This is a genomic window from Kluyvera sp. (genome assembly GCF_047971185.1).
GTDB lineage: Bacteria > Pseudomonadota > Gammaproteobacteria > Enterobacterales > Enterobacteriaceae > Kluyvera.
On sequence record NZ_JBKDZH010000033.1, the window covers coordinates 38,589 to 60,213 of the forward strand.

Genomic DNA, 21,625 nt, shown 5'->3' on the forward strand with positions numbered 1-21,625 from the left:
ATTAGCGGCAGCGACGGGCTGTGGCAAGCGGAAAATGTGTGATTTCACCCGACTGGAGAACTTTTGCCCAGCTCTGCTGCATTTTTCTGCGGCGTGTCAAACTCCTTTGATCTCCCTCGATTTTATCCGGGCGTCATTTCGTCTCTTTCCTGCACAATCCGCTCATTGATCCTTTTTGTTAGCGATGATTGAAATTTGTAATGTTATGTTATAACGTTTTGAGTCTCATGCTAACCATCAGGATAAAACACACGTGAAACATCTGGGAAAAATGGCTTTGGTTCTGGGCTCGCTGCTGGTCAGCGGCCAGGCGTTGTCGCACGGGCATCACGATCGCGGGCAGCCGCTAACCGAGAAAGAGCAGAAGGCGGCGGAAGGTATTTTTGACGTCAGCGACGTGAAGGATCGCACGCTGGAAGACTGGGAGGGGGTTTGGGAATCGGTGAATGGGCTGCTGCTATCCGGCGATCTGGATCCGGTGTTCCAGCAGAAAGCGGCGAAGGATAAGAGCAAAAACTTCGCGCAGATTAAAGAGTATTACCGCGTCGGCTATGCGACCGACGTCAATATGATCGGCATTGAAAATGGGGTGATGGAATTTCACGTCGGCGATAAGGTCAGCGCCTGCCAGTATCGCTACGCCGGGCATAAAGTCTTAACCTACGCGTCTGGCAAGAAGGGCGTACGTTATCTCTTTGAGTGCGAGGATGCTAACAGCGCGGCGCCAAAATACGTGCAGTTCAGCGACCATATCATCGGGCCGCGAAAATCGGCGCATTTCCACATCTTTATGGGCAATAAATCTCAGGAAGCGCTACTGACGGAAATGGACAACTGGCCGACGTATTATCCGTACCAGTTGACCAAAAAGCAGGTGGTGGATGAGATGCTGCATCACTAAGCGCAGCGCCCCCTCGACCGTTGAAAGGCGAGGGGGCTTACCGCATTAACGCGCGGCGCGTTGCAGAATGACCGACGCCGGCTGGCGCTGGAGGAAGCGCATTCTCAGCATCATCATCACCGCCGCTGACGTCAGGCCAATAATAAAGCCCCACCAGAAGCCCGCCGGGCCCATACGTTCCACGACCAGATCGGTCAGCGCCAGGATGTAGCCGCACGGCAGACCCAGCACCCAGTAGGCGATAAAGGTAATAAAGAAGATCGAACGGGTATCTTTATAACCGCGCAAAATGCCGCTACCGATAACCTGGATAGAATCGGAAATCTGGTACAGCGCCGCCAGCAGCATCAGCTGGGCGGCCAGCGTAACGACTTCCGGATTATCGTTGTACAGTAGCGCGATATGGGTACGCATCAGGGTGGTGAAGATTGCCGTACAAACCGCCATGCACACGCCAACCCCCAGACCGGTGCGGGCAGAAACCTGTGCGTCCGGCGTTGAGCCCTGGCCCAGACGGAAGCCGACGCGGATAGTGACCGCCGCCGCCAGCGACATCGGCAGGACGAACATCAGCGAGCTGAAGTTGAGCGCAATCTGGTGCCCGGCGACGTCAACAATCCCCAGCGGTGACACCAGCAGGGCAACAACCGCGAACAGCGTCACTTCAAAGAACAGCGCCAGCGCGATCGGCAGCCCGAGCGTGGTCAGACGCTTGAGGATGGAGAAATCCGGGCGGCTGAAACGCTCGCTATGGCGGATATCGCGCATCGATCCCGCGTGGCGCACGTAGTAGAGCATGCTAAAGAACATCACCCAGTAAACCGAGGCGGTGGCGACACCGCAGCCCACGCCGCCGAGCTCCGGCATGCCAAAGTGGCCGTAAATAAAGATGTAGTTGACCGGAATATTCACCAGCAGGCCGATAAAGCCCATGACCATTCCTGGCTTGGTTTTCGCCAGCCCTTCGCACTGGTTACGCGCCACCTGGAAGAAAAGGTAGCCCGGCGCGCCCCACAGCAGCGCGCGCAGATAGCCAACCGCTTTGTCGGCTAATGCCGGGTCGATGTTATGCATCGAGCGAATAATATAACCGGCGTTCCACAGCACGATCATGATCAGCACCGAGACAAATCCGGCCAGCCAGAACCCCTGGCGAACCTGTAACGCGACGCGTTCGCGGCGGCCGGAACCATTCAACTGGGCTATCACCGGCGTCAGGGCCAGCAGCAGGCCATGGCCGAAGAGAATCGCCGGTAGCCAGATAGAGGTCCCGATGGCCACGGCGGCCATGTCGGTGGCGCTGTAGCCCCCGGCCATAACTGTGTCGACGAACCCCATTGCCGTTTGGGCAACCTGCGCAAGGATAACCGGGATAGCCAGAGCTAATAACTGACGCGCTTCGCTAAAATACTTCTGCACGTGAACACCTGTATTGTTGTTATTTATTCTCGCCGCGCGCGGGCACGGGAGACAGAAAAGCCGCCTTAACCGGCAGCAAGAAGAATAAATAGAGGAATTGCTCCGATATTGTAGCGAGGATTTGCTATTAATCTAGTCAAAAAAAAGGGGTATCGTCGCGGAAGGTGGCAACCTGTTTTATCAACTGCTATTGTGCGTAGCAGATGAACCGGTAGCGATACCGGCACAATGATTAACAGGAGTTAAGGATATGTTCACTGGTATTGTGCAGGGCACGGCAAAAATCGTGTCCATTGATGAAAAACCGAACTTCCGCACCCACGTCGTGGCGCTGCCGGAACATATGTTGTCCGGCCTGGAGACGGGCGCGTCGGTGGCGCATAACGGTTGCTGCTTAACGGTAACGGAAATCAACGGCGACCAGATTAGCTTTGACCTGATGAAAGAGACCCTGCGTATTACCAATCTGGGCGATGTACAGGTGGGTGATGTGGTTAACGTTGAGCGCGCGGCGAAATTCAGCGATGAAATTGGCGGCCACTTAATGTCGGGCCATATTATGACCACGGCGGAAGTGGCGAAAATTCTGACCTCGGAAAACAATAAGCAAATCTGGTTTAAAATCCAGGATCCGTCGCTGATGAAATATGTCTTGTATAAAGGCTTTATCGGCATCGACGGTATTAGCCTGACGGTCGGGGAGGTGACGGCCACCCGTTTCTGCGTGCACCTGATCCCGGAAACGCTGGAACGCACCACGCTGGGTAAAAAACGCCTCGGCGATCGCGTGAATATCGAGATTGACCCGCAGACCCAGGCGGTAGTCGATACCGTTGAACGGGTGATGGCGGCGAAAGCAGCGGCAGCGGCCCAGGCGATTGCAGAGTAAAGAAAAACGCCTGCGTCGGACGGCGCAGGCGTTTAAGCACTAACGTGCGACGCGTAGACCCTGTTCCACCCCTCGGGAGAACATGACCTGCCACAGCTGGATATCGCGCGCGCGGAAGGCACCCGCACAGGCGTTGAGATAATAGCTGAACATCCGTTTGAATCGTTCAGAATAGTTGTCAGCGATTTCCGGCCAGCAGGCGAGGAAACGCGTATGCCAGGCCATCAGCGTCGTATCGTAGTCGGCGCCAAAGTTGTGCCAGTCTTCCATCACAAAGTGAGGCTCGCTGGCGACGGCAATCTGGCGAACAGACGGTAAACAGCCATTCGGAAAGATGTATTTATTGATCCACGGGTCAACGTTATTGTCGGTTTTCTTCGAGCCGATGGTATGCAGTAAGAACAGCCCATCGGGCTTGAGGTTGCGATCGACCACGTTAAAATAGGTGTCGTAGTTCTTCGGCCCCACGTGCTCGAACATCCCTACCGAGACAATACGGTCAAACTGATCGTTCAGGTCACGATAGTCCTGGAGCAATATTTCGACGTCCAGCCCTTCGCAGCGCTGCTGCGCCATTTTTTGCTGTTCAGCGGAAATCGTCACGCCTTTAACGGTCACGCCGTAGTTTTTCGCCATAAAGGCGGCCAGACCGCCCCAGCCACAGCCGATATCCAGCACGCGCATACCCGGTTTCAGCTGCAATTTCTGGCAAATGAGATCCAGCTTGGCTTGTTGGGCCTCTTCCAGGGTTTTGGCTTCTTTCCAGTAACCGCAGGAATATTGCATATGGGAGTCGAGCATGCGGCTGAAAAGGTCATTGCCGAGGTCGTAGTGCTCTTTACCGACCTGCCAGGCGCGTCTGCGGCTCTGGAGGTTAAACAGGCGAGCGCCGGCAATGCGCAGCGTATCTTTGAAATGGTGTGGGAGTTGGTTTTCTAATCCGGCACGCAGCACCTTGTCGAAGAAGATATCCAGACGGTCACATTCCCACCAACCGTCCATATAGCTTTCGCCAAGACCTAACGAACCTTCTTGTAAAACACGTTTGAAAAGACGCGGATTTCTGACCTGAATATCGCAGGAGGCATTGCCGTTGATTTCAATGCCTGCTCGGTTTAGCAGCTCGCTAACGATACGATACCAGTCGTCGTCCGGTACACTTACTTCTTCTATACACGATGAACTCATAGCTTCTCCATCCCGACCTGATGATCAGAACCTTAAAACAGCGTAGACGCTTTTTTCTGGTTTGTGAGAAATGTCACGAAAAATTCGTGAGTCTGCTATCCGACGTAGCACAGAGGAAGGGAAGAACCCCTTGCCGAAAGCCAATCCATGGTTTAACGAGACGCCATCCTGCGCCCGTTTAATTAGTTAAATGTATATTAATTGTGTGATGCCGATCCAGTATAGGACGCTAAGTTCATTGATTCAACATAAAACTTAGCGTCCTAATCGTTACTCATGGCATTGATATGAGTGATATTTAGGCGTGAGAGGTGGCGTGTTTGTTTTGACGTTCAGCGCGACGCGCCGACAGCTGCATGCGGTAGCCTATCCCGGCCAGAACCACGGTGGCCAGCATGACGCTGGTGGTGGTCAGCAGCGGGGTGGCAATCAGCGTAGAGACCGCCAGGCTTGCCAGGAAGCACAGCCCCAACTGGAGGGTGTTTTGCAGCGCCGCCGCGCGGCCGGTTGCCTGCGGGAACGGCTTCAGCGCTTGCGCCACGACAATCGGATAAATCGCACCGTTGGCCGTGGCCATAATGCAGAACGGAATCAACAGCGCGGTCAGGGAGACACCTTCCGCCAGGCCGACAGCCCAGGTCCCGATGACGCTCAGCGCGAAGAATACCAGCAGCCACGGCAGCATCTGGGCACCCTGCCATTTTTGCAGCGCGGCGCGACAGCCGTATCCGCCGATCAGGAAGGCGATCGTCTGCGGCACATAGCTCAGGCCGATGACCGTCGGGCTGTAGCCCATTTCATGCAAAATGAACGGCGAACCGGTCAACCACGCGAAGAAGCTGGCAGAGCAGGCGGCGTAGATCAGCACGTTACCGCGGTAGTCTTTGCTGCGCAGCAGATGCATAAAGGTGAGCTTCTGATCGCTGGCGGCCTTTTTAGGGTGCGCAGGCTTCAGACGCAGAGCGGGCAGCATCAGCACGAGAGTGATGATAAACAGGGTGGCAAAGATGGCCTGCCAGTCAAAGTGGGCCAGCAGCCAGCTGCCGAGCAGCGGGGCCAGCGCCGGAGACAGGCCGACCAGCGGCATGATGGTGGCAAAAATACGGTTAGTGCGCTGGGCCGGATAATAATCGGTGACCATGGCCTGCCAGGTGACCGCCGCGGCGCATACGCCCACCGCCTGCACAAAACGCAGCACCAGCAGGGTCGTGCCGTCACGAACCCACAGCATGCCCAGGCAGCCGACGGCAAAGATGGTTAAACCGGTCAGCAGGATCGGTTTGCGACCATAGCGGTCGGACAGCGGCCCCCACAGCAGCTGCGCCACGGCGAAACCTGCGAGGAACAGGCTCAGGCTTGCGCTGACGGCGGAAGCCGGGGTTTGCAGGTCTTGTTGAATCGCGGCAAACGCCGGTAGGTACATATCGGTCGCCAGAAAGCCCAGCACGCTCAGCCCCGCGAGCCAGACTAAAAAACCTTTCCCAGGTTGCATAAATTACCCTTTTTATCGTCGTTCAAACTATGCCGCCGAGTGTAGAGAGTGCATTCACGGTTGTGAAACGCTAATATTTGAGTCATGGATTCAAAATTTTTGCAGGCAGAAAATGTGGTCTGAATATTCTCTGGAAGTGGTCGATGCGGTGGCGCGCAACGGCAGTTTTAGCGCGGCGGCCCAGGAGCTACACCGGGTGCCTTCTGCGGTAAGCTACACCGTGCGACAGCTTGAGGAGTGGCTGGCGGTACCGCTGTTTGAGCGCCGCCACCGTGACGTCGAATTAACGCCAGCCGGGGCGTGGTTTTTGAAGGAAGGGCGTTCTGTTATCAAAAAAATGCAGATCACGCGGCAACAGTGTCAGCAGATTGCCAACGGCTGGCGCGGTCAGCTCGCGATTGCCGTGGATAACATCGTCAAACCTCAGCGTACGCGCCAGCTGATTGTCGATTTTTATCGCCACTTCAGCGATGTCGAGTTGATTGTCTACCAGGAGGTGTTCAACGGCGTCTGGGACGCGCTGGCGGATGGGCGCGTGGAGCTGGCAATTGGCGCCACCCAGGCGATTCCGGTCGGGGGGCGCTTTGCCTTTCGCGATATGGGCATGCTCAACTGGCACTGCGTGGTGGCCAGTTCTCATCCGCTGGCGAAGATGGCAGGGCCGCTAAGCGATGACGTATTGCGAAACTGGCCGTCGCTGGTTCGGGAAGACACCTCGCGCTCGCTGCCCAAGCGCACGACCTGGCTGCTGGATAACCAGAAACGCGTCGTGGTGCCGGACTGGGCGTCGTCGGAAACCTGTATTTCAGCAGGGCTGTGTGCGGCGATGGTGCCGGGGCATCTGGCGCAGCCGTGGCTCGAGAGCGGGGAGTGGGTGGCGCTGGCGCTGGAGAATCCGTTCCCGGATGCGGCCTGCTGCCTGACGTGGCAACAGAGTGAAGCGTCACCGGCGTTAAGCTGGCTGCTGGAGTATCTGGGAGATAGCGAGACGCTGAACGAGGAGTGGCTGCGGACGCCCGTTCAGGACGCCCGCAGATAATACTTAACGACGGTAGTCGCGGTACGGGCCGTCGGCTACCGAGCGGCGTTCAATCAGGCGCGGGTGCACTTCAATCGACTGCGACTCTTCACGCTTGCTGACGATACGGTCCATCAGCATATTGAAGGCCGTTTCACCGAGCGAATCTTTCGGCTGGTGAATGGTGGTCAGCGCCGGGGTAAAGAAACGCGAGTTACGCACGTTATCATAACCGATCAGCGAAATATCCTGCGGCACGCGCAGGCCCATTTCATCGGCGGCGCACAGTGCGCCCATCGCCATGATATCGCCGCCGCAGAATATGGCGGTAGGGCGCGGATGCTGGGACAGGATCTGCTGCATGGCGCGATAGCCCGACTCCGGCTCAAAGTCGCCCTGGACTATCCAGTTCGCCGGAACGTTGATTTGCGCTTCTTCCATCGCCTTCATAAAGCCCGCCAGACGGCCTGCGCCGGTGTTGCGTTCCAGCGGACCTGGAATAACGCCAAGATCGCGGTGGCCGCGCTCAATCAGATAACGACCGGCCATATAGCCGCCTTCAAAAGCGTTATCAATCACCGAGTCGGTAAAGTCGGCTTTGGCTTCGCCCCAGTCCATCACCACCATCGGGATATGGCGGTACTCTTCCAGCATGGTGAGCAGCGACTCGGGGTATTCGGAACACATGACCAGCAGGCCGTCGACGCGCTTTTGCGCCATCATAGACAGGTAGGCCCGCTGCTTCTCGAGGTTGTTCCACGCGTTGCCGAGGATCAGGGTATAGCCTTTCTGGAAGCAGTTTTTCTCAACGGCTTCGATAATCTCAGCAAAGTAGGCCGCTTCGCTGCTGGTCGCCAGCAAACCAATCGATTTGGTGTGGTTGACCTTCAGGCTGCGGGCCACGGCGCTCGGTGAATAGTGCAGTTCTTTGATCGCCGCCCACACTGCTTCGCGCGTCTCTTCAGCGACAAAACGCGTTTTGTTAATTACATGTGATACGGTTGTAGTGGAAACGTTTGCGCGCTTCGCTACATCTTTAATTGTTGCCATTCCATCTCACTCCAGACCCTGGCCTGCCCCTGATAAACCCGAAACGAAAACGTTTGCCTTTACACACCCTGACGCAATTTGTGGGTTGCGGTTCGCCGGGAAAACGATACAGGACGACAGGAGGGGGTCAATGGCCGGTACGCTTATAAATAAGCGTCGAATTTTGACGTATCTGGACGCAAAGTGGAAGAGCAAAAACCAACATCCTGCTAAATCTGTGAAGATTTTTACGATTATCTGTGCAAAAATGAGTGAGCTCAGTTTTACTGTGGTAATGAAAAGGAGAAAAATTGATGAGTACCGAACTTAAGATGTCGCTCACCACAACCGTTATTGTGCTGGGGCTGATCGTCGCCGCAGGTCTTACCGCTGTTCTGCATTAATTCCTCTGTGAGGGAGCGCACGCTCCCTCCTGTCTTATTGTTATCAAATTAGCAATAATCTTTTGCTGTTTTGTACACTTCTGTTTTTCTGTGATTAATGTCATGCTTTTGCCCCATATTGCCATGCCGCGTCCGTCGTGCGGCCACCTGGAGCTTTTGCATGAAAATCAATTTTCCGTTACTCGCGCTTGCCATCGGGGCATTCGGCATAGGGACCACAGAATTCTCACCGATGGGGCTGTTGCCGGTCATCGCAAAGGGCGTTGACGTCTCGATTCCTGCTGCCGGGATGCTGATTAGCGCCTATGCGGTTGGGGTGATGGTGGGGGCGCCGCTGATGACGCTGTTGCTCTCTCACCGCGCGCGTCGTAACGCGCTGATTTTTCTGATGGCTATTTTTACCCTCGGTAACGTGCTGTCGGCTATTGCGCCGGACTACACCACCTTAATGCTGTCGCGGATTATCACCAGCCTCAACCACGGCGCGTTCTTCGGCCTGGGGTCGGTGGTGGCGGCTAGCGTGGTGCCAAAACACAAGCAGGCCAGCGCGGTAGCGACCATGTTTATGGGCCTGACTATCGCCAATATCGGCGGCGTACCAGCTGCGACCTGGATGGGGGAAACCATTGGCTGGCGCATGTCGTTCCTGGCTACCGCCGGGCTGGGGATTATCGCCATTATCGGTCTGTGGCTGTCGCTGCCGAAGGGCGGGGCGGGGGAGAAGCCGGATGTGAAACGCGAACTGTCGGTGCTGGTGCGTCCGCAGGTGCTCTCCGCGCTGCTGACGACTGTACTGGGGGCGGGCGCGATGTTCACCCTTTACACCTATATTTCGCCGGTGCTGCGCACGATTGCCAATGCGACGCCAGGGTTCATTACGCTGATGCTGGTGCTGATTGGCGTGGGCTTCTCCATTGGTAACTATCTCGGCGGTAAGTTTGCCGACCGTTCGGTTAGCGGTACGCTGAAAGGCTTTCTGCTGCTGTTAATGGCGATCATGCTGGCAATCCCGTTCCTTGCGCAAACGCCGGTTGGCGCCGCGTTCAGCATGGTGGTGTGGGGCGCGGCAACTTTTGCCGTGGTGCCGCCGTTACAGATGCGCGTCATGCGCGTGGCACACGAAGCGCCGGGCCTGTCGTCATCGGTGAATATCGGGGCGTTTAACCTTGGCAACGCGCTGGGCGCGGTGGCCGGTGGGGCGGTGATTTCCGGCGGCCTGGGTTACAGCTTTGTGCCGGTGATGGGGGCGATTATCGCCGCGCTGGCGCTGCTGGTGGTCCTGCTGAGCGGACGTCGTCGCAGTGCAGAGGCGCTGGCCAGCCAGTAAAACAAAAAACGCAGAAGGAGCAGCCTTCTGCGTTAATCAACACCCCGGCGAAGCATTGCGACGCCGGTTTTTTTTCTTACGCTGCCAGATTTTCGGCCACAAACGCCCAGTTTACCAGCGCCCAGAAGTGCTCAAGGTAGTTCGGACGGGCATTGCGGTAGTCGATGTAGTAAGCATGTTCCCACACGTCAACGGTCAGCAGCGGCGTGGCGTCGGTCGTCAGCGGAGTGCCCGCGTTAGAGGTCGATACGATAGCCAGGGAGCCGTCCGCTTTCTTCACCAGCCAGGTCCAGCCCGCGCCGAAGTTTTTCACTGCGGCATCGGTGAACTGCGCTTTGAATTCTGCGAAGCTGCCGAAGGATTTGTTAATCGCTTCTGCCACAGCGCCGGTCGGTTCGCCACCGGCGTTTGGTGCCAGGCAGTGCCAGTAGAAGGTGTGGTTCCAGACCTGAGCGGCGTTATTGAACACACCGCCTTCTGAGGTGCGCACGATCTCTTCCAGCGTTTTGCCTTCAAACGCGGTGCCTTTGATCATGTTGTTCAGGTTGGTAACGTAAGTCTGGTGGTGTTTGCCATAATGATACTCCAGCGTTTCCACGGAAATATGTGGAACCAGTGCGTCTTTGGCATACGGTAATGCAGGTAATTCGAACGACATTGCTACTCTCCTTTTATTATTGTGTACTCTCAATAACCCTGTATTGAGTGGGGATAGAGTAGCAAATTAAAAGGTGAGAGAAAAGATAAGCTTACCCCGTTTATTAACAAACGGGGTAAGTAATTAACGAATGGTCTTCGGGGTGACGACGCGGCGGGCGCCAACATAATGGCGAACCCAGTAGTCTTCGCTCAGCGAGGTAATCTGGATATCACGGCCGGTGCGCGGTGACTGGATAAACTTACCGTTACCGACATACACGCCGACGTGATCGGCGGTGCCGCGACCCTGCGTCCGGAAAAAGACTAAATCACCGCTTTCCAGTTCGCTACGGTTAACCGGGCGCGCGTCGCGCAGGTGGTACATTTCGTTGGCGGTACGCGGAATACGGATATTCACCAGATCTTTATACGCATAGTAAACCAGGCCGCTGCAATCGAAACCGGTTCGTGGGGAATTGCCGCCCCAGCGATACGGTTTACCCAGTTGACCCATCAGTTTGTTCATGGCGGTTTTCTGCGCTTTTTGCACGCGAATTTTGTGCGCCTGAGCAATGGTGGTGGGCTGCGATTCTACCGGGCTGGTGGTGCAACTTTTTTTGTGGCCTTTGCGCGAGGGCTTACAGGTGGTCACCACGTTGGCGGTTTTTACCGCGCTGGCTTTGCGGGTTTTCGTTGCGGCGGTTTTACGAGACGTGGTGGTCGCTTTCTTTGCGGTGACCGGAGTCGTTTTTTTCTTCGCCACGGTGGTGGTGGTCTTTTTTCGGGTATTTGATTTGCTGACCGTATTCTTTTTCTTACGCTCACTGCCTTTTACCGGAAGAGACTTTTGCGCCGTGGGTGTTTTGGCATGCCCTGTTGCATGCGCCAACGGCGTGAAGGATAACGATGTAAACAACAATGCACAGAGCGTGAACGACCATTTTTTTATCTGCGCCACTGAACAACCCTCTGAGTATGCAGGCTTAATATCCTTGCCTGGGTATGGTTTACAAAACTCAACGATTCTAATCCATAAAAACACGAAATGTTAATAGTGTTTGTCAGTCTAAAACGTTGTTTCGTTAGCAAGTGCAAAAAAAAACATCATTTGATACAGATTGAGTTAAAAAACGAGCAGCTTTTTCATCTGTCGGCCGATAAACACATATTGATAAGGCAACTTATCCCATCAGACGATAAAATAGTAAGGCGTGAATAAAATGTTATTTTCTGTTCACGCCGCAAGACGCTACAATGGTGGACTACTGCCGTAAAAAGAAGTTTGAGGAAGCAAGACAATGAGCGAAACAATTGAAAAAATTCAGCGCCAGATCGCTGAAAACCCGATCCTGCTGTACATGAAAGGTTCCCCGAAACTGCCAAGCTGCGGTTTCTCCGCCCAGGCCGTACAGGCTTTGTCTGCCTGCGGCGAGCGCTTTGCTTATGTTGATATCCTGCAGAACCCGGACATTCGTGCGGAGCTGCCAAAATACGCGAACTGGCCAACCTTCCCGCAGCTGTGGGTTGACGGCGAGCTTGTGGGCGGCTGTGACATCATCATCGAAATGTATCAGCGTGGCGAACTGCAGCCGCTGATCAAAGAAACCGCGGCGAAATATGCGGAAGAGCCGAAAGCTGAATAATCGGCTGCCAGGCACAGAAAGCAAAAAGCGACCCGCGGGTCGCTTTTTTTATGGCGCTATTCTTCGCTGGAGATAGGCAACGGCCAGCCGCCGAGACGCTTCCAGCGGTTGACGATTTCACAGAACAGGATGGCCGTCTGCTCGGTGTCGTACAGGGCCGAGTGGGCCTGGCTGCTGTCGAAGTTCATGCCTGCGGCGGCGCAGGCTTTAGACAGCACCGTCTGTCCCAGCGCCAGACCGCTCAGCGCGGCGGTGTCGAAGGTGACAAACGGGTGGAAAGGATTGCGCTTGAGCGACGCGCGTTCGGCGGCAGCCATCATAAAGCTGTGATCGAAGGTGGCGTTGTGGGCCACCATAATCGCGCGGTTACAATCGCTGTCTTTAATGCCTTTACGCACCATTTTAAAGATCGCGTGCAGGGCGTCATATTCGCTCACCGCGCCGCGCAGCGGATTATTCGGATCGATACCGTTAAACGCCAGCGCTTCGGGTTCGAGGTTCGCACCCTCAAACGGTTCAACGTGGAAATGTAACGTGGTGTCCGGCATCAGCCAGCCTTGCTCATCCATTTTCAACGTAATTGCCGCTATTTCGAGCAGGGCATCCGTTTTGGCATTGAATCCCGCAGTTTCAACATCAATGACTACAGGATAAAACCCACGAAAACGGTCGCATAGACCATTAAGTTGCACATTGTCGGACATCAGAATCTCTTAACTTAGAAAAAGTAGCGCGCATTATGGCAAATTTTGCCGCGGCTTGGAAAGGCGGGTAAAAAAACGGGTGCGCAGCCGCACCCGGGGATAATCAGTTGCCAAGCCCTTTGCCGGCATCTTTTTCTTCGATCAGTTCGATTTTATAACCGTCCGGATCTTCAACAAACGCAATCACCGTGGTGCCGCCTTTTACCGGGCCAGCTTCACGGGTCACGTTGCCGCCGTTCTGGCGGATGCGATCGCAGGCTTCGGCGGCGTTATCCACGCTCAGGGCGATATGGCCGTAGGCGTTGCCCAGGTCGTATTTATCCACGCCCCAGTTGTAGGTCAGCTCAATCACCGCTTCATCGCGCTCTTCGCCATAGCCGACGAACGCCAGAGAGTATTTGTACTCGGTGTTTTCGCTGGTGCGCAGCAGCTTCATGCCCAGAACTTTGGTGTAAAAATCAATGGAGCGTTGCAGGTCGCCGACGCGCAGCATGGTATGCAGTAAACGCATGATATCCCTCGTCCTTACTTATGAATAATCTGACTAGTATAGCGGCGGATGGCCGCCGCTATCAATGCGGGATCACAGCGTTGGGTAATCGGTGTAACCTTCCGCGCCGCCGCCGTAGAAGCTTTCCGGGTGCTGAGGGTTCAGCTCGGCTTTATGCTGCAGACGGGCAACCAGGTCCGGGTTGGCAATATAGGCGCGGCCAAACGCCACGGCGTCAATCAGACCTTTTTCAATCAGATCTTCCGCTTTTTCCGGGGTGTAGGCGCCTGCGCCGATAATCGGGCCGTGGAAGCGGGCGCGCACTTTTTCACGGAACGCGTCGCTGTACGGTTCGCCGCCCGCCCAGTCCGGTTCAGACATGTGCAGATAGGCAATGCCGCGTTTACCCAGCTCTTCAATCAGATACAGCGCATCCGCTTCTTCGTTCGGGCCATTATCGACGTTCTGGAACGTGCCAATCGGCGATACGCGGATCCCGATACGCTCGGCGCCCCATTCTTTAATCCCTGCATCAACCACTTCCAGCACCAGACGGGCGCGATTTTCAACGCTGCCGCCGTACTGGTCGGTACGGTGGTTAGAAGAAGGCGACAGGAACTGGTGCAGCAGGTAGCCGTGAGCGGAGTGCAGCTCAACCAGGTCGAAACCGGCTTCGCGGGCGTTGGCAATCGCCTGACGGAAATCGTTAACGATCCCCGGGATTTCAGCGGTCTCCAGCGCGCGCGGCATCGAGGTATCGACGCGAATGGCGTGGCCGTTTTCGTCACGCAGCGAGGTACGGGTATTCGCGCTCAGCGCCGAAGGCGCAACCGGCGCTTCGCCGTTTGGCTGCAGGCTGTTATGTGAGATACGCCCGGTATGCCACAGCTGAACGGCGATGCGGCCGTCTTCAGCGTGAACGCCAGCGGTAATTTTCTGCCAGGCGGCAATTTGCTCCGGGCTGTGCAGACCAGGGGCGCCCTGATAGCCTTTCGCCTGGGCAGATATCTGAGTCGCTTCAGAGATGATCAGGCCCGAGCTGGCGCGCTGGCGATAATATTCCGTCATCAGCGGGGTAGGGATGTCGCCTGGTACGATGCTGCGCAAACGCGTCAGCGGGGCCATAAACACGCGATTCGGGGCGGTAACCGCACCCACTTTCAGTGGGGTAAACAGTTTTTCTTGCGACATAATGACTCCTGAGTAGACCGGTCGTCTAGTAATGAGTTAAATAAAAACGCCGGGATTAGTCCGGCGCGGCAATCAGATTCCTGACGTGCGTCAACGCGCTTTCCAGCGGTGCCGAGCAGCGCGAAATTTTCGCCTGCAGATTCGCCCCCAGCCACAGGGAGTAGAGCACCTGGGCGGTGGTGGTGGCATCGCCGTTGAACTTCAGGCAGCCTTCGCGGCGGCCATGTTCCAGCGCTTGCGCCAGCAAAACCATAATCTGGCTGGCGCCTTTGTTCATTTCAGCGCGCATATCTTCGGAAAGATCGCACACTTCAGCAGAGAGCTTGACGGTCAGACAGCCGCTAATCAGCCCCTGCTGGCAAAACTGTTCGAGCGTGTGCTGGTAGTAGTCCAGCAGGCGATCGCGGTAGTTGCCCGCCCCCTGCGTGAAGTGCTGTTCCAGCCGCTGATGGTAATCGGCAAAGTGCCGCTCCAGCATCGCGACGCCAAACGCCTCTTTTGAACGGAAATAGTGATAAAACGATCCCTTCGGCACTTCCGCCGTTTTCAGGAGTTCGCTCAGACCCATTCCGGTAAAGCCGCGATGCATACAAAGACGCTCGCCGGTAGCCAGAATGTGTTCACGGGTATCATGTTCAATTGATTTGCTCATGGCAGGCACTGTAATAGACCAATTGGTCTAATGCAAATACATTTTTTAAACCGGCCGTCAGGCCCGCACCAAAAGGGAGAAAAGTTGCGTCCGGCGAATTAAACGTCTTCAATGAAGAGATGATGAGGTAAAAAGGGGGCCAACGTGGCGGAGCAACTGGAGTTTTTCCCGGTTCAAAGTCCGTGCCGGGGAATTTGTCAGTCGGACGAGCGCGGTTTCTGCCGCGGCTGTTTTCGCAGTCGCGACGAACGTTTTAACTGGCAGAAAATGAGCGACGCGCAAAAACAGGACGTGCTGCGGCTATGCCGTCAGCGACTGCTGCGCAAATTACGCGCGGCTAAGGCCCCCGACGCGGAAGAACCTCAGCAGCCCTCACTGTTTTAAGCGCAAAAGTGCGTATACTCAATCCAAATTTTACATTGAGGAAGTGGTTATGGTTCAACGTATTACCCTGGCGCCTCAGGGCCCGGAATTTTCGCGCTTCGTGATGGGCTACTGGCGTCTGATGGACTGGAATATGTCCCCGCGCCAGCTGGTGAGCTTTATTGAAGAACACCTGGACCTTGGCGTCACCACCGTTGACCATGCGGATATTTACGGCGGTTATCAGTGTGAAGCAGCGTTCGGCGAAGCGTTGAAGCTGGCGCCGCATCTGCGTGAGCGAATGGAAATTGTCACCAAGTGCGGTATCGCCACCACCGCGAAGCCAGAACATGCGCTCGGTCACTACATTACCGACAGCCACCATATTATTCACAGCGCTGAGCAGTCGCTGCGTAATCTGGCGACCGATGTTATCGACCTGCTGCTGATCCACCGCCCGGATCCGCTGATGGATGCCGATGAAGTGGCGCAGGCGTTTACCGCCCTGCACCAGAGCGGCAAAGTGCGCCATTTTGGCGTCTCTAACTTCACCCCAGCGCAGTTCGCGCTGCTGCAGTCGCGTCTGCCGTTTACGCTGGCAACCAATCAGGTTGAAATTTCGCCCATTTTCCAACCGACGCTGCTCGACGGCACGTTGGATCAGCTGCAGCAGTTGCGCATTCGCCCGATGGCCTGGTCATGCCTTGGCGGCGGCCGTCTGTTTAATGACGAGGAGTTCCAGCCGTTGCGTGATGAGCTGGCGAAGGTGGCGCAAGAGCTGAACGCGGGCAGCATCGAGCAGGTGGTCTATGCGTGGGTGATGCGTCTGCCGTCGCAGCCGCTGCCGATTATTGGTTCCGGTAAGATTGAGCGTGTCCGTTCGGCGATTGTTGCCCAGTCTCTTGATATGACGCGTCAGCAGTGGTTCCGCATTCGTAAAGCCGCGTTGGGTTACGATGTCCCGTAATTCATCAGCATGGTAGCCCGGCATCGCCGGGCTCTCTTTTCAATTATGCCGTTTGCTCGGTTAGCGTACCGGGTGCAGGCGCCGTCTCAAGCTGCGACAGCGAACAATACAGCCGCCAGAGGATAGACGCCAGCTCGCGGGCAGCAGGCTGGTGGTGATGGGCGAGGCTATTGCATATCCGCTGAAGCTCCTCAAGCGTAGCGGCCAGCGGCCGCTGCTGAACCCCACGCTCGCTCATGACATCGCGCAACAGGCTAATACACATATCGCGCACCTGCGAAAGCGGGTCGGAGCGTGCTTCCCAGGCGCGCAGCTGCCACACCACGTGCGAACAGTTCAGCAGGACCACGCCCCAGCGCAGCAGCCAGCGTCGCGCGGGCTCATCCTGGCTGGCGCTCAGTTGGCTAACGTGGTGATAAACCAGCGATTCAAACTCGTGTTCGCTACTGGATGGGTGGCGACTGAGCTGATCGACAAAGTGACGCCGTAACGCACGAATGTGGCGGCGGCTTTTGCGCGCATCTGAGCCGGGGGTGAGCACGGCAAAGGCCAGCCATGCCAGCCCTACGCCGATAATTTTTGCGAGGTTGTCGTTAAGAAAATCACCAAAGTTATAGACCGGCGGATTGGTCACGGCGATGAACGACCCCATAAAAACGATTAGCGAACCCCACAGCCGCGCCTGCTTAGGCATTTGCAGTTTTAACAGTTGCATGGTCAACAGCAGCGGGAACAGGAACAGCATGAACTGCCACAAATCGCTGATTTGCACCATCAGGCCAAACTTAACGCCAAAACTGAAAATCGACAGCAGGATCAGCGTGCGCATCAGCAGCGTAAGTGAACTGAACGGAGACGGGACGTTGGAGTAGAGCACGCAGCAGATAGCCGCCAGCGTTAGCGCCGCGGCACCCGATTCCCACTGGGTGCTGATACTCAAGGCGCCGACGCTGACCAGCGCGAAGAAGGTGCGCATTCCGCTCCAGGCCGCTTCGGCGTGGTCGGTATGGCGCATTAACGCAGGGGCGGCGGGCACGCTAAATTCGGTCACCGCAGTGGCGTTTTCCAGCCGCTGCAGCCAATGGCTGGTGGTGAGATAGAGGCGGCAAAAATAGCGCAGCCGATCCCAGAAGGCATGGTGGCGGTAATCCTGCGGATCGCTGGGCGCGAGCGGGGCGATGATGCGCGCCACGGTGTAGGCGTCGCAATCGGGCCGGGCCAACGCTTGTAGCAAGGATTCCAGCACTGGGCGTAAGTTCTGCGGCGCGTTGGGCCAGTTGAGCATTAAACGGCGCAGGCTGGAAATCACGCTGGTCAGACGCAGCTGCTGGTGGAGCAGATAGTTTAAGAGCGTGTTCTGGCGACGCAGACGATAGTGGCTCCAGAACGCCTGGATGCGCAGCAGGTTCATGGTCAGAATCTGGCCGATCACACTCTGGTGCGCGCTACGGATGGCATCGGTGGTGACCGGCTGCCACAGCATGCTGGCGTGTTCCAGCAGCCGTGCATGCATGTTTTTCAGCGCGGTGAGCAGCGTGCTGCCATCGGAGGTGCTGGGCAGGATCATCATCATCAGCCCGCCGCATAAAATCCCGACAATCACTTCACAGACGCGCGCCTGGGCGATGTCCCAAAGCCTGGTGGCATCAACGACGTTGATCATCGGGAAAGCGATGATGGCGCAGGTATAGCCTGCGAGCTGAAAGGCGTAGGCGACGTTGTTGGTGTACATCGCACAGGCCCAGGTGCAGAGCGCCAGCCAGCCGGACATGGCGAACAGAAACAGCCACGGGTCGGTGAGCGTGTGCCCGGCAATAATCAGCGCGGCGCAGGCCCCCAGCAGGCTGCCGGCAACGCGCCCAAGACTTTTACTGATAACGCCACCGACGGTGGGAAAGCTTACCACCGCCGCGGAGGTCATTGCCCAGTAGGGTTCATCAAGATTCAGCCAGTAGGCGAAGCTCAGCGCCAGGCACATGGCAATCGCGTTACGCAGCGCATAACGCCACTGCGGTACCGTGGCTTTAAACCAGGGCAGTGACTTCCAGGTCAGCGCCGGAAACGTCATTGTCCGTCACTCGCTATCGAGACTGTACAGGTGGTCCCGGCGACCAGCACCGTATCGGCGGGCAGCGCGCCAAGTTCGATGCGCACCGGGATCCGCTGAGCCAGCCGGACCCATGGAATGGTTGGCTTGATGTCGGCAACCAGCTTGCCGTCGGTGGCGAGACTCTGATCGTGGATCGCCCGGCCAATGCTTGATACGTGACCCTGTAACTTTTTGTCATCGCTATAGAGCACGATATCGGCGCGGTCGCCTTCACGGATATGGCGCAGCTTGGTTTCTTCAAAATAGCCGACAACGTAGAAGGAATGGCTGTCGATCAGCGCGAACACCGGGTGACCGACAGCGGCGTAGTTGCCGACGCGGGTCGTCAGGTTGGTGACCCAGCCGTCAACCGGCGCTTTAACCTCGGTTTGCGAGAGCTGCCAGCGGGCGTGCTCCAGTTCGGCTTTGGCGGCGTCGGCATTGGCCTGCGCGACCTTCAACGCGATGTTGACGGTGTCGATATCTTCAGCGGAAATAAAGTTTTGCGACAGGCCGCGACGGCGCTCGACTTCATGTTTTGCCCGCAGCAGGTCCGACTGGGCTTTGGCGACTTTCGCTTCCGCATTCATGATGGCGATTTTCCACGGCGTCTGGTCTATCTGGAACAGTACGTCTCCCGCCTTCACAAACTGATTATCCTTGACGTTGAGAGTCAGAATACTGCCCGATACCTGCGGCGTAATGTCGACCTGCTCGGCGCGAATTTTGCCGTCGCGGGTCCACGGCGACTGCATGTAGTAGTTCCACACCAGCCAGACGGCAACAATCGCGAGGGCAGCAATCAGCAGCGTTGAGAAATATTTTATTTTTTTCATTGGTTTACTTTACCACCAGACCAGGAGCAGCAGCGCAAGGCAGACCGAGAGGGCGAAGAAGGAGAGATCCATTAACAGCGGGTGCCAGATGTCACCCGCGTACATCCAATCGCGCAGCAGACGATGCACAACCAACCACAACAGGAAGCCGAGCAGGACCGCTTTAAATACAGGGGGAAAATAAATCGAAGCACCGACGACAAGGTCTTGCAGAGGCAGTCCCGGTATATGCAGAATCGACTTCACAAGCAGAAATCCTTTGCAATTGAAGAGTTATAGCTCGATAGTGTGTCGTGTTTTGACATAAAATCACATGATTTGAAACAGTGTAAAGCATAGATCTGGTTTGCGTGCACGTGGCAATACATTTGTTTTGCTAATTTAAATACTGCACACTATTCTAAAATCAGTATAATAACTTAGCAAGCTAATTATAAGGAGATGAAATTGGAATCGCCATTAGGTTCTGATCTGGCACGGTTGGTGCGCATTTGGCGTGCTCTGATTGACCATCGCCTCAAACCTCTGGAACTCACGCAGACGCACTGGGTCACGCTGCATAATATTCATCAGCTTCCCCCCGAGCAGTCGCAAATCCAACTGGCTAAAGCGATCGGCATTGAGCAGCCGTCTCTGGTACGAACCCTGGACCAGCTGGAAGAGAAGGGGCTGATTTCCCGCCAGACCTGCGCCAACGATCGTCGTGCTAAACGTATTAAGTTGACGGAGAAGGCCGAGCCTCTGATTCAGGAAATGGAGGCGGTGATTAGCCACACGCGCGGCGATATCCTGGCCGGTATCTCCGCTGATGAGCTGGAGATGTTAACCGCGCTTATCCGTAAGCTGGAGCAGAACATCATCGAGCTTCAGTCCCGCGACTAATATGAAAAACCCGCGACACTCGCGGGTTTTTTTATCTACTCCCAGACCACCACCCGGTTACGTCCCCCCGCTTTCGCGCGGTACATCGCTTCATCGGCACGACGAACGCACTCTTCTATCGGTACCGACAGATCGGTGGCGGTAAAGACCCCCATACTGATGGTAATTGATTCAGGTAGCTGAGAATTACTGCTGCCCGTATCGTGCTGGCTGATCGCCAGACGAATACGCTCGGCAACCGTACGGGCGACCTCCGGCGAGGTGTTCACCAGCAGCAGCGCGAACTCTTCGCCGCCGATACGGGCCGCAATGTCATTCTGGCGCACGGAATCCTGCAGCACTTTCGCGACAAACTGGATGACCTTATCGCCCTGTAGGTGGCCGTATTTATCGTTGATGCGCTTGAAGTGGTCCAGATCGCTGACGATAACCGACACAGGATGTCCGTTGGCGATCGTCGGCTGGAGGGCGGTAAACGAATCATAGAAATAGCTGCGATTGAACAGTCGCGTTAACGGATCGCGTATCGAGTTCTGGTACGAATTCAGGTACTTGGTATTGGACTGGCGATAGAGGGTAAACACATCACAGAACAGCACGAAGATCAGAAACAGCGTGGAAATGGTTTCAAACAACCGCGCCTGATACCAGCTGTAGCTGGCGGTATCCTGGCCAGACATCAGGACCAATAAGGTAAAGATATAACAGGCGCAGAAGAATGCACCGCTGTACCAGAAAATGTTGTTGAGCTGCGTCGTAAATATCAGCGTAAATAGTGTTGCCAGCCATATCAGAACTAATGCCCAGTTGATGATGTTGTTCCATATTTCGCTGTATTGATAAGTACTATTATCAACCAGTTTTACGCTTAGTAACGAATCATGACTGGAGTAAAACCAGGATAATATCAGCATTAAAATCGTGAAACCAAACAATCCGCCTAATATTATAATGTGATTTCTCATGCTGTGCATATCACGCGATTTCAACGCATACAGCACGACTGATGTAATAAATAACACCGCCATAATAATATTACGGAAGAAATAAAATATTAAAGCATCGTTATAGTTAATGTTATCTGATGCACTGCACAGGAACCACGAAGGGTAGCTGTTTAGCGTCCCTAGCATCAACAATGCTGAACCGCCAAAGGCACACGCGATGGCCATCAGATACAGACGCCGCCGATCGCATAAGTATTTCATCACCATGAATACGGCAATCATGGTATGGAAAACCATCAGAAACATCGTAAGCGTGGGGAAAAGAATAGGGGCAATCGCCGGTACGTGGCGAATAAAAACATTAGAAAAGTGATTGAGTAAAAGAATACCAATCAGGCAGATTGTGATATAAATCAAAAAACGCTGCAGGGGAAATTTTAAAAGCATATATGAGTCCTGTGTACGCTAAGCACTGCAAGCAACCGGGCATCCTGGCCCTATAGAACTCAAGCTTAATTGATTTCACGTAAACAAATATTGTCCGCGCGCAAATAA

The 21,625-nt window shown here is 55.4% G+C and carries 23 protein-coding genes; 9 read left to right on the forward strand and 14 right to left on the reverse strand.

Going from position 1 to position 21,625, the window contains the following annotated elements; genetic code table 11:
- Window positions 1-271 precede the first annotated feature (271 nt).
- Window positions 272-901 carry a metal-binding protein ZinT gene (gene zinT / locus ACK5JN_RS08515; RefSeq protein WP_416869761.1) on the forward strand — a complete coding sequence of 210 codons (630 nt, stop codon included), beginning with the start codon at window positions 272-274 and terminating at the stop codon, window positions 899-901.
- 45 nt (window positions 902-946) lie between these two features.
- On the opposite strand, the gene mdtK is transcribed toward zinT, so the two are convergent.
- Window positions 947-2,320, reverse strand: coding sequence for an MdtK family multidrug efflux MATE transporter (gene mdtK, locus ACK5JN_RS08520; protein WP_416869762.1), 1,374 nt, complete (start codon window positions 2,318-2,320; stop codon window positions 947-949).
- A gap of 250 nt (window positions 2,321-2,570) precedes the next feature.
- On the opposite strand from mdtK, the gene ACK5JN_RS08525 reads away from it, so the two are divergent.
- The gene (locus ACK5JN_RS08525) at window positions 2,571-3,209 is read left to right on the forward strand and encodes a riboflavin synthase subunit alpha (protein WP_416869763.1); all 639 of its coding nucleotides are present in this window, start codon (window positions 2,571-2,573) and stop codon (window positions 3,207-3,209) included.
- 39 nt (window positions 3,210-3,248) lie between these two features.
- Here the strand turns inward: ACK5JN_RS08525 and cfa are convergent, their stop codons facing one another.
- Both cfa and punC read right to left on the reverse strand, forming a co-directional pair.
- Window positions 3,249-4,397 (reverse strand): cyclopropane fatty acyl phospholipid synthase, encoded by a 1,149-nt coding sequence (gene cfa / locus ACK5JN_RS08530; protein ID WP_416869764.1) that lies wholly within the window; start codon window positions 4,395-4,397, stop codon window positions 3,249-3,251.
- Between the two features lie 298 nt (window positions 4,398-4,695).
- A complete protein-coding gene (punC, locus tag ACK5JN_RS08535) occupies window positions 4,696-5,889 on the reverse strand; it encodes a purine nucleoside transporter PunC (protein WP_416869765.1) in 1,194 nt (397 codons plus the stop codon).
- 112 nt (window positions 5,890-6,001) lie between these two features.
- Between punC and punR the strand changes: the two genes are divergently transcribed.
- On the forward strand, window positions 6,002-6,928 hold the full coding sequence (gene punR / locus ACK5JN_RS08540) for a DNA-binding transcriptional activator PunR (protein WP_416869766.1): 927 nt from the start codon (window positions 6,002-6,004) through the stop codon (window positions 6,926-6,928).
- Between the two features lie 3 nt (window positions 6,929-6,931).
- Here punR and purR read toward each other — a convergent pair whose 3' ends face one another.
- A complete protein-coding gene (gene purR / locus ACK5JN_RS08545; RefSeq protein WP_416869767.1) occupies window positions 6,932-7,957 on the reverse strand; it encodes an HTH-type transcriptional repressor PurR in 1,026 nt (341 codons plus the stop codon).
- A gap of 293 nt (window positions 7,958-8,250) precedes the next feature.
- Here purR and ACK5JN_RS08550 point away from each other — a divergent pair, with 293 nt between their 5' ends.
- A complete protein-coding gene (locus ACK5JN_RS08550; protein WP_100249952.1) occupies window positions 8,251-8,340 on the forward strand; it encodes a YnhF family membrane protein in 90 nt (29 codons plus the stop codon).
- A 160-nt stretch (window positions 8,341-8,500) separates the two neighbouring features.
- The gene (locus ACK5JN_RS08555) at window positions 8,501-9,667 is read left to right on the forward strand and encodes an MFS transporter (RefSeq protein WP_416869768.1); all 1,167 of its coding nucleotides are present in this window, start codon (window positions 8,501-8,503) and stop codon (window positions 9,665-9,667) included.
- A gap of 76 nt (window positions 9,668-9,743) precedes the next feature.
- Here the strand turns inward: ACK5JN_RS08555 and sodB are convergent, their stop codons facing one another.
- Together sodB and ACK5JN_RS08565 are read right to left on the reverse strand one after the other, a co-directional pair.
- Window positions 9,744-10,325 (reverse strand): superoxide dismutase [Fe], encoded by a 582-nt coding sequence (gene sodB / locus ACK5JN_RS08560; protein WP_416869769.1) that lies wholly within the window; start codon window positions 10,323-10,325, stop codon window positions 9,744-9,746.
- A gap of 123 nt (window positions 10,326-10,448) precedes the next feature.
- Window positions 10,449-11,264, reverse strand: a complete 816-nt coding sequence (locus ACK5JN_RS08565; protein WP_416869770.1) for a C40 family peptidase — start codon at window positions 11,262-11,264, stop codon at window positions 10,449-10,451.
- Between the two features lie 340 nt (window positions 11,265-11,604).
- On the opposite strand from ACK5JN_RS08565, the gene ACK5JN_RS08570 reads away from it, so the two are divergent.
- On the forward strand, window positions 11,605-11,949 hold the full coding sequence (locus ACK5JN_RS08570) for a Grx4 family monothiol glutaredoxin (RefSeq protein ID WP_035896299.1): 345 nt from the start codon (window positions 11,605-11,607) through the stop codon (window positions 11,947-11,949).
- A 56-nt stretch (window positions 11,950-12,005) separates the two neighbouring features.
- Here the strand turns inward: ACK5JN_RS08570 and rnt are convergent, their stop codons facing one another.
- The 4 genes from rnt to ACK5JN_RS08590 all read right to left on the reverse strand — a co-directional run bounded on the left by rnt (window position 12,006) and on the right by ACK5JN_RS08590 (window position 14,986).
- Window positions 12,006-12,653 (reverse strand): ribonuclease T, encoded by a 648-nt coding sequence (gene rnt, locus ACK5JN_RS08575; protein ID WP_416869771.1) that lies wholly within the window; start codon window positions 12,651-12,653, stop codon window positions 12,006-12,008.
- A 103-nt stretch (window positions 12,654-12,756) separates the two neighbouring features.
- Entirely contained in the window at window positions 12,757-13,164 is a 408-nt protein-coding gene (gene gloA / locus ACK5JN_RS08580) for a lactoylglutathione lyase (protein ID WP_416869772.1), read from the reverse strand.
- A 72-nt stretch (window positions 13,165-13,236) separates the two neighbouring features.
- Complete coding sequence (locus tag ACK5JN_RS08585; protein WP_416869773.1) at window positions 13,237-14,334, reverse strand: alkene reductase; 1,098 nt, start codon at window positions 14,332-14,334, stop codon at window positions 13,237-13,239.
- Window positions 14,335-14,389: 55 nt separating this feature from the next.
- Window positions 14,390-14,986, reverse strand: coding sequence for a TetR/AcrR family transcriptional regulator (locus ACK5JN_RS08590; protein ID WP_416869774.1), 597 nt, complete (start codon window positions 14,984-14,986; stop codon window positions 14,390-14,392).
- 144 nt (window positions 14,987-15,130) lie between these two features.
- Between ACK5JN_RS08590 and ACK5JN_RS08595 the strand changes: the two genes are divergently transcribed.
- Both ACK5JN_RS08595 and ACK5JN_RS08600 read left to right on the forward strand, forming a co-directional pair.
- Complete coding sequence (locus ACK5JN_RS08595) at window positions 15,131-15,370, forward strand: DUF1289 domain-containing protein (protein WP_416869775.1); 240 nt, start codon at window positions 15,131-15,133, stop codon at window positions 15,368-15,370.
- 49 nt (window positions 15,371-15,419) lie between these two features.
- Window positions 15,420-16,316, forward strand: coding sequence for an aldo/keto reductase (locus ACK5JN_RS08600; RefSeq protein WP_416869776.1), 897 nt, complete (start codon window positions 15,420-15,422; stop codon window positions 16,314-16,316).
- A gap of 43 nt (window positions 16,317-16,359) precedes the next feature.
- Here ACK5JN_RS08600 and ACK5JN_RS08605 read toward each other — a convergent pair whose 3' ends face one another.
- From ACK5JN_RS08605 to ACK5JN_RS08615, 3 genes are read right to left on the reverse strand one after another with little or no spacing between them, the layout of a single operon-like run.
- On the reverse strand, window positions 16,360-18,384 hold the full coding sequence (locus tag ACK5JN_RS08605; protein WP_416869777.1) for an FUSC family protein: 2,025 nt from the start codon (window positions 18,382-18,384) through the stop codon (window positions 16,360-16,362).
- The gene (locus ACK5JN_RS08610; RefSeq protein ID WP_416869778.1) at window positions 18,381-19,241 is read right to left on the reverse strand and encodes an efflux RND transporter periplasmic adaptor subunit; all 861 of its coding nucleotides are present in this window, start codon (window positions 19,239-19,241) and stop codon (window positions 18,381-18,383) included. Before ACK5JN_RS08610 ends, ACK5JN_RS08605 begins: the two co-directional genes overlap by 4 nt.
- A 9-nt stretch (window positions 19,242-19,250) precedes the next feature.
- Window positions 19,251-19,487, reverse strand: a complete 237-nt coding sequence (locus tag ACK5JN_RS08615) for a DUF1656 domain-containing protein (RefSeq protein ID WP_416869779.1) — start codon at window positions 19,485-19,487, stop codon at window positions 19,251-19,253.
- 195 nt (window positions 19,488-19,682) lie between these two features.
- Between ACK5JN_RS08615 and slyA the strand changes: the two genes are divergently transcribed.
- Window positions 19,683-20,123: a transcriptional regulator SlyA gene (slyA, locus tag ACK5JN_RS08620; RefSeq protein WP_416869780.1), complete on the forward strand. Its 441-nt coding sequence runs from the start codon at window positions 19,683-19,685 to the stop codon at window positions 20,121-20,123.
- A 35-nt stretch (window positions 20,124-20,158) separates the two neighbouring features.
- Here slyA and ACK5JN_RS08625 read toward each other — a convergent pair whose 3' ends face one another.
- Window positions 20,159-21,517, reverse strand: a complete 1,359-nt coding sequence (locus ACK5JN_RS08625; RefSeq protein ID WP_416869781.1) for an MASE4 domain-containing protein — start codon at window positions 21,515-21,517, stop codon at window positions 20,159-20,161.
- Between the last annotated feature and the right edge of the window lie 108 nt (window positions 21,518-21,625).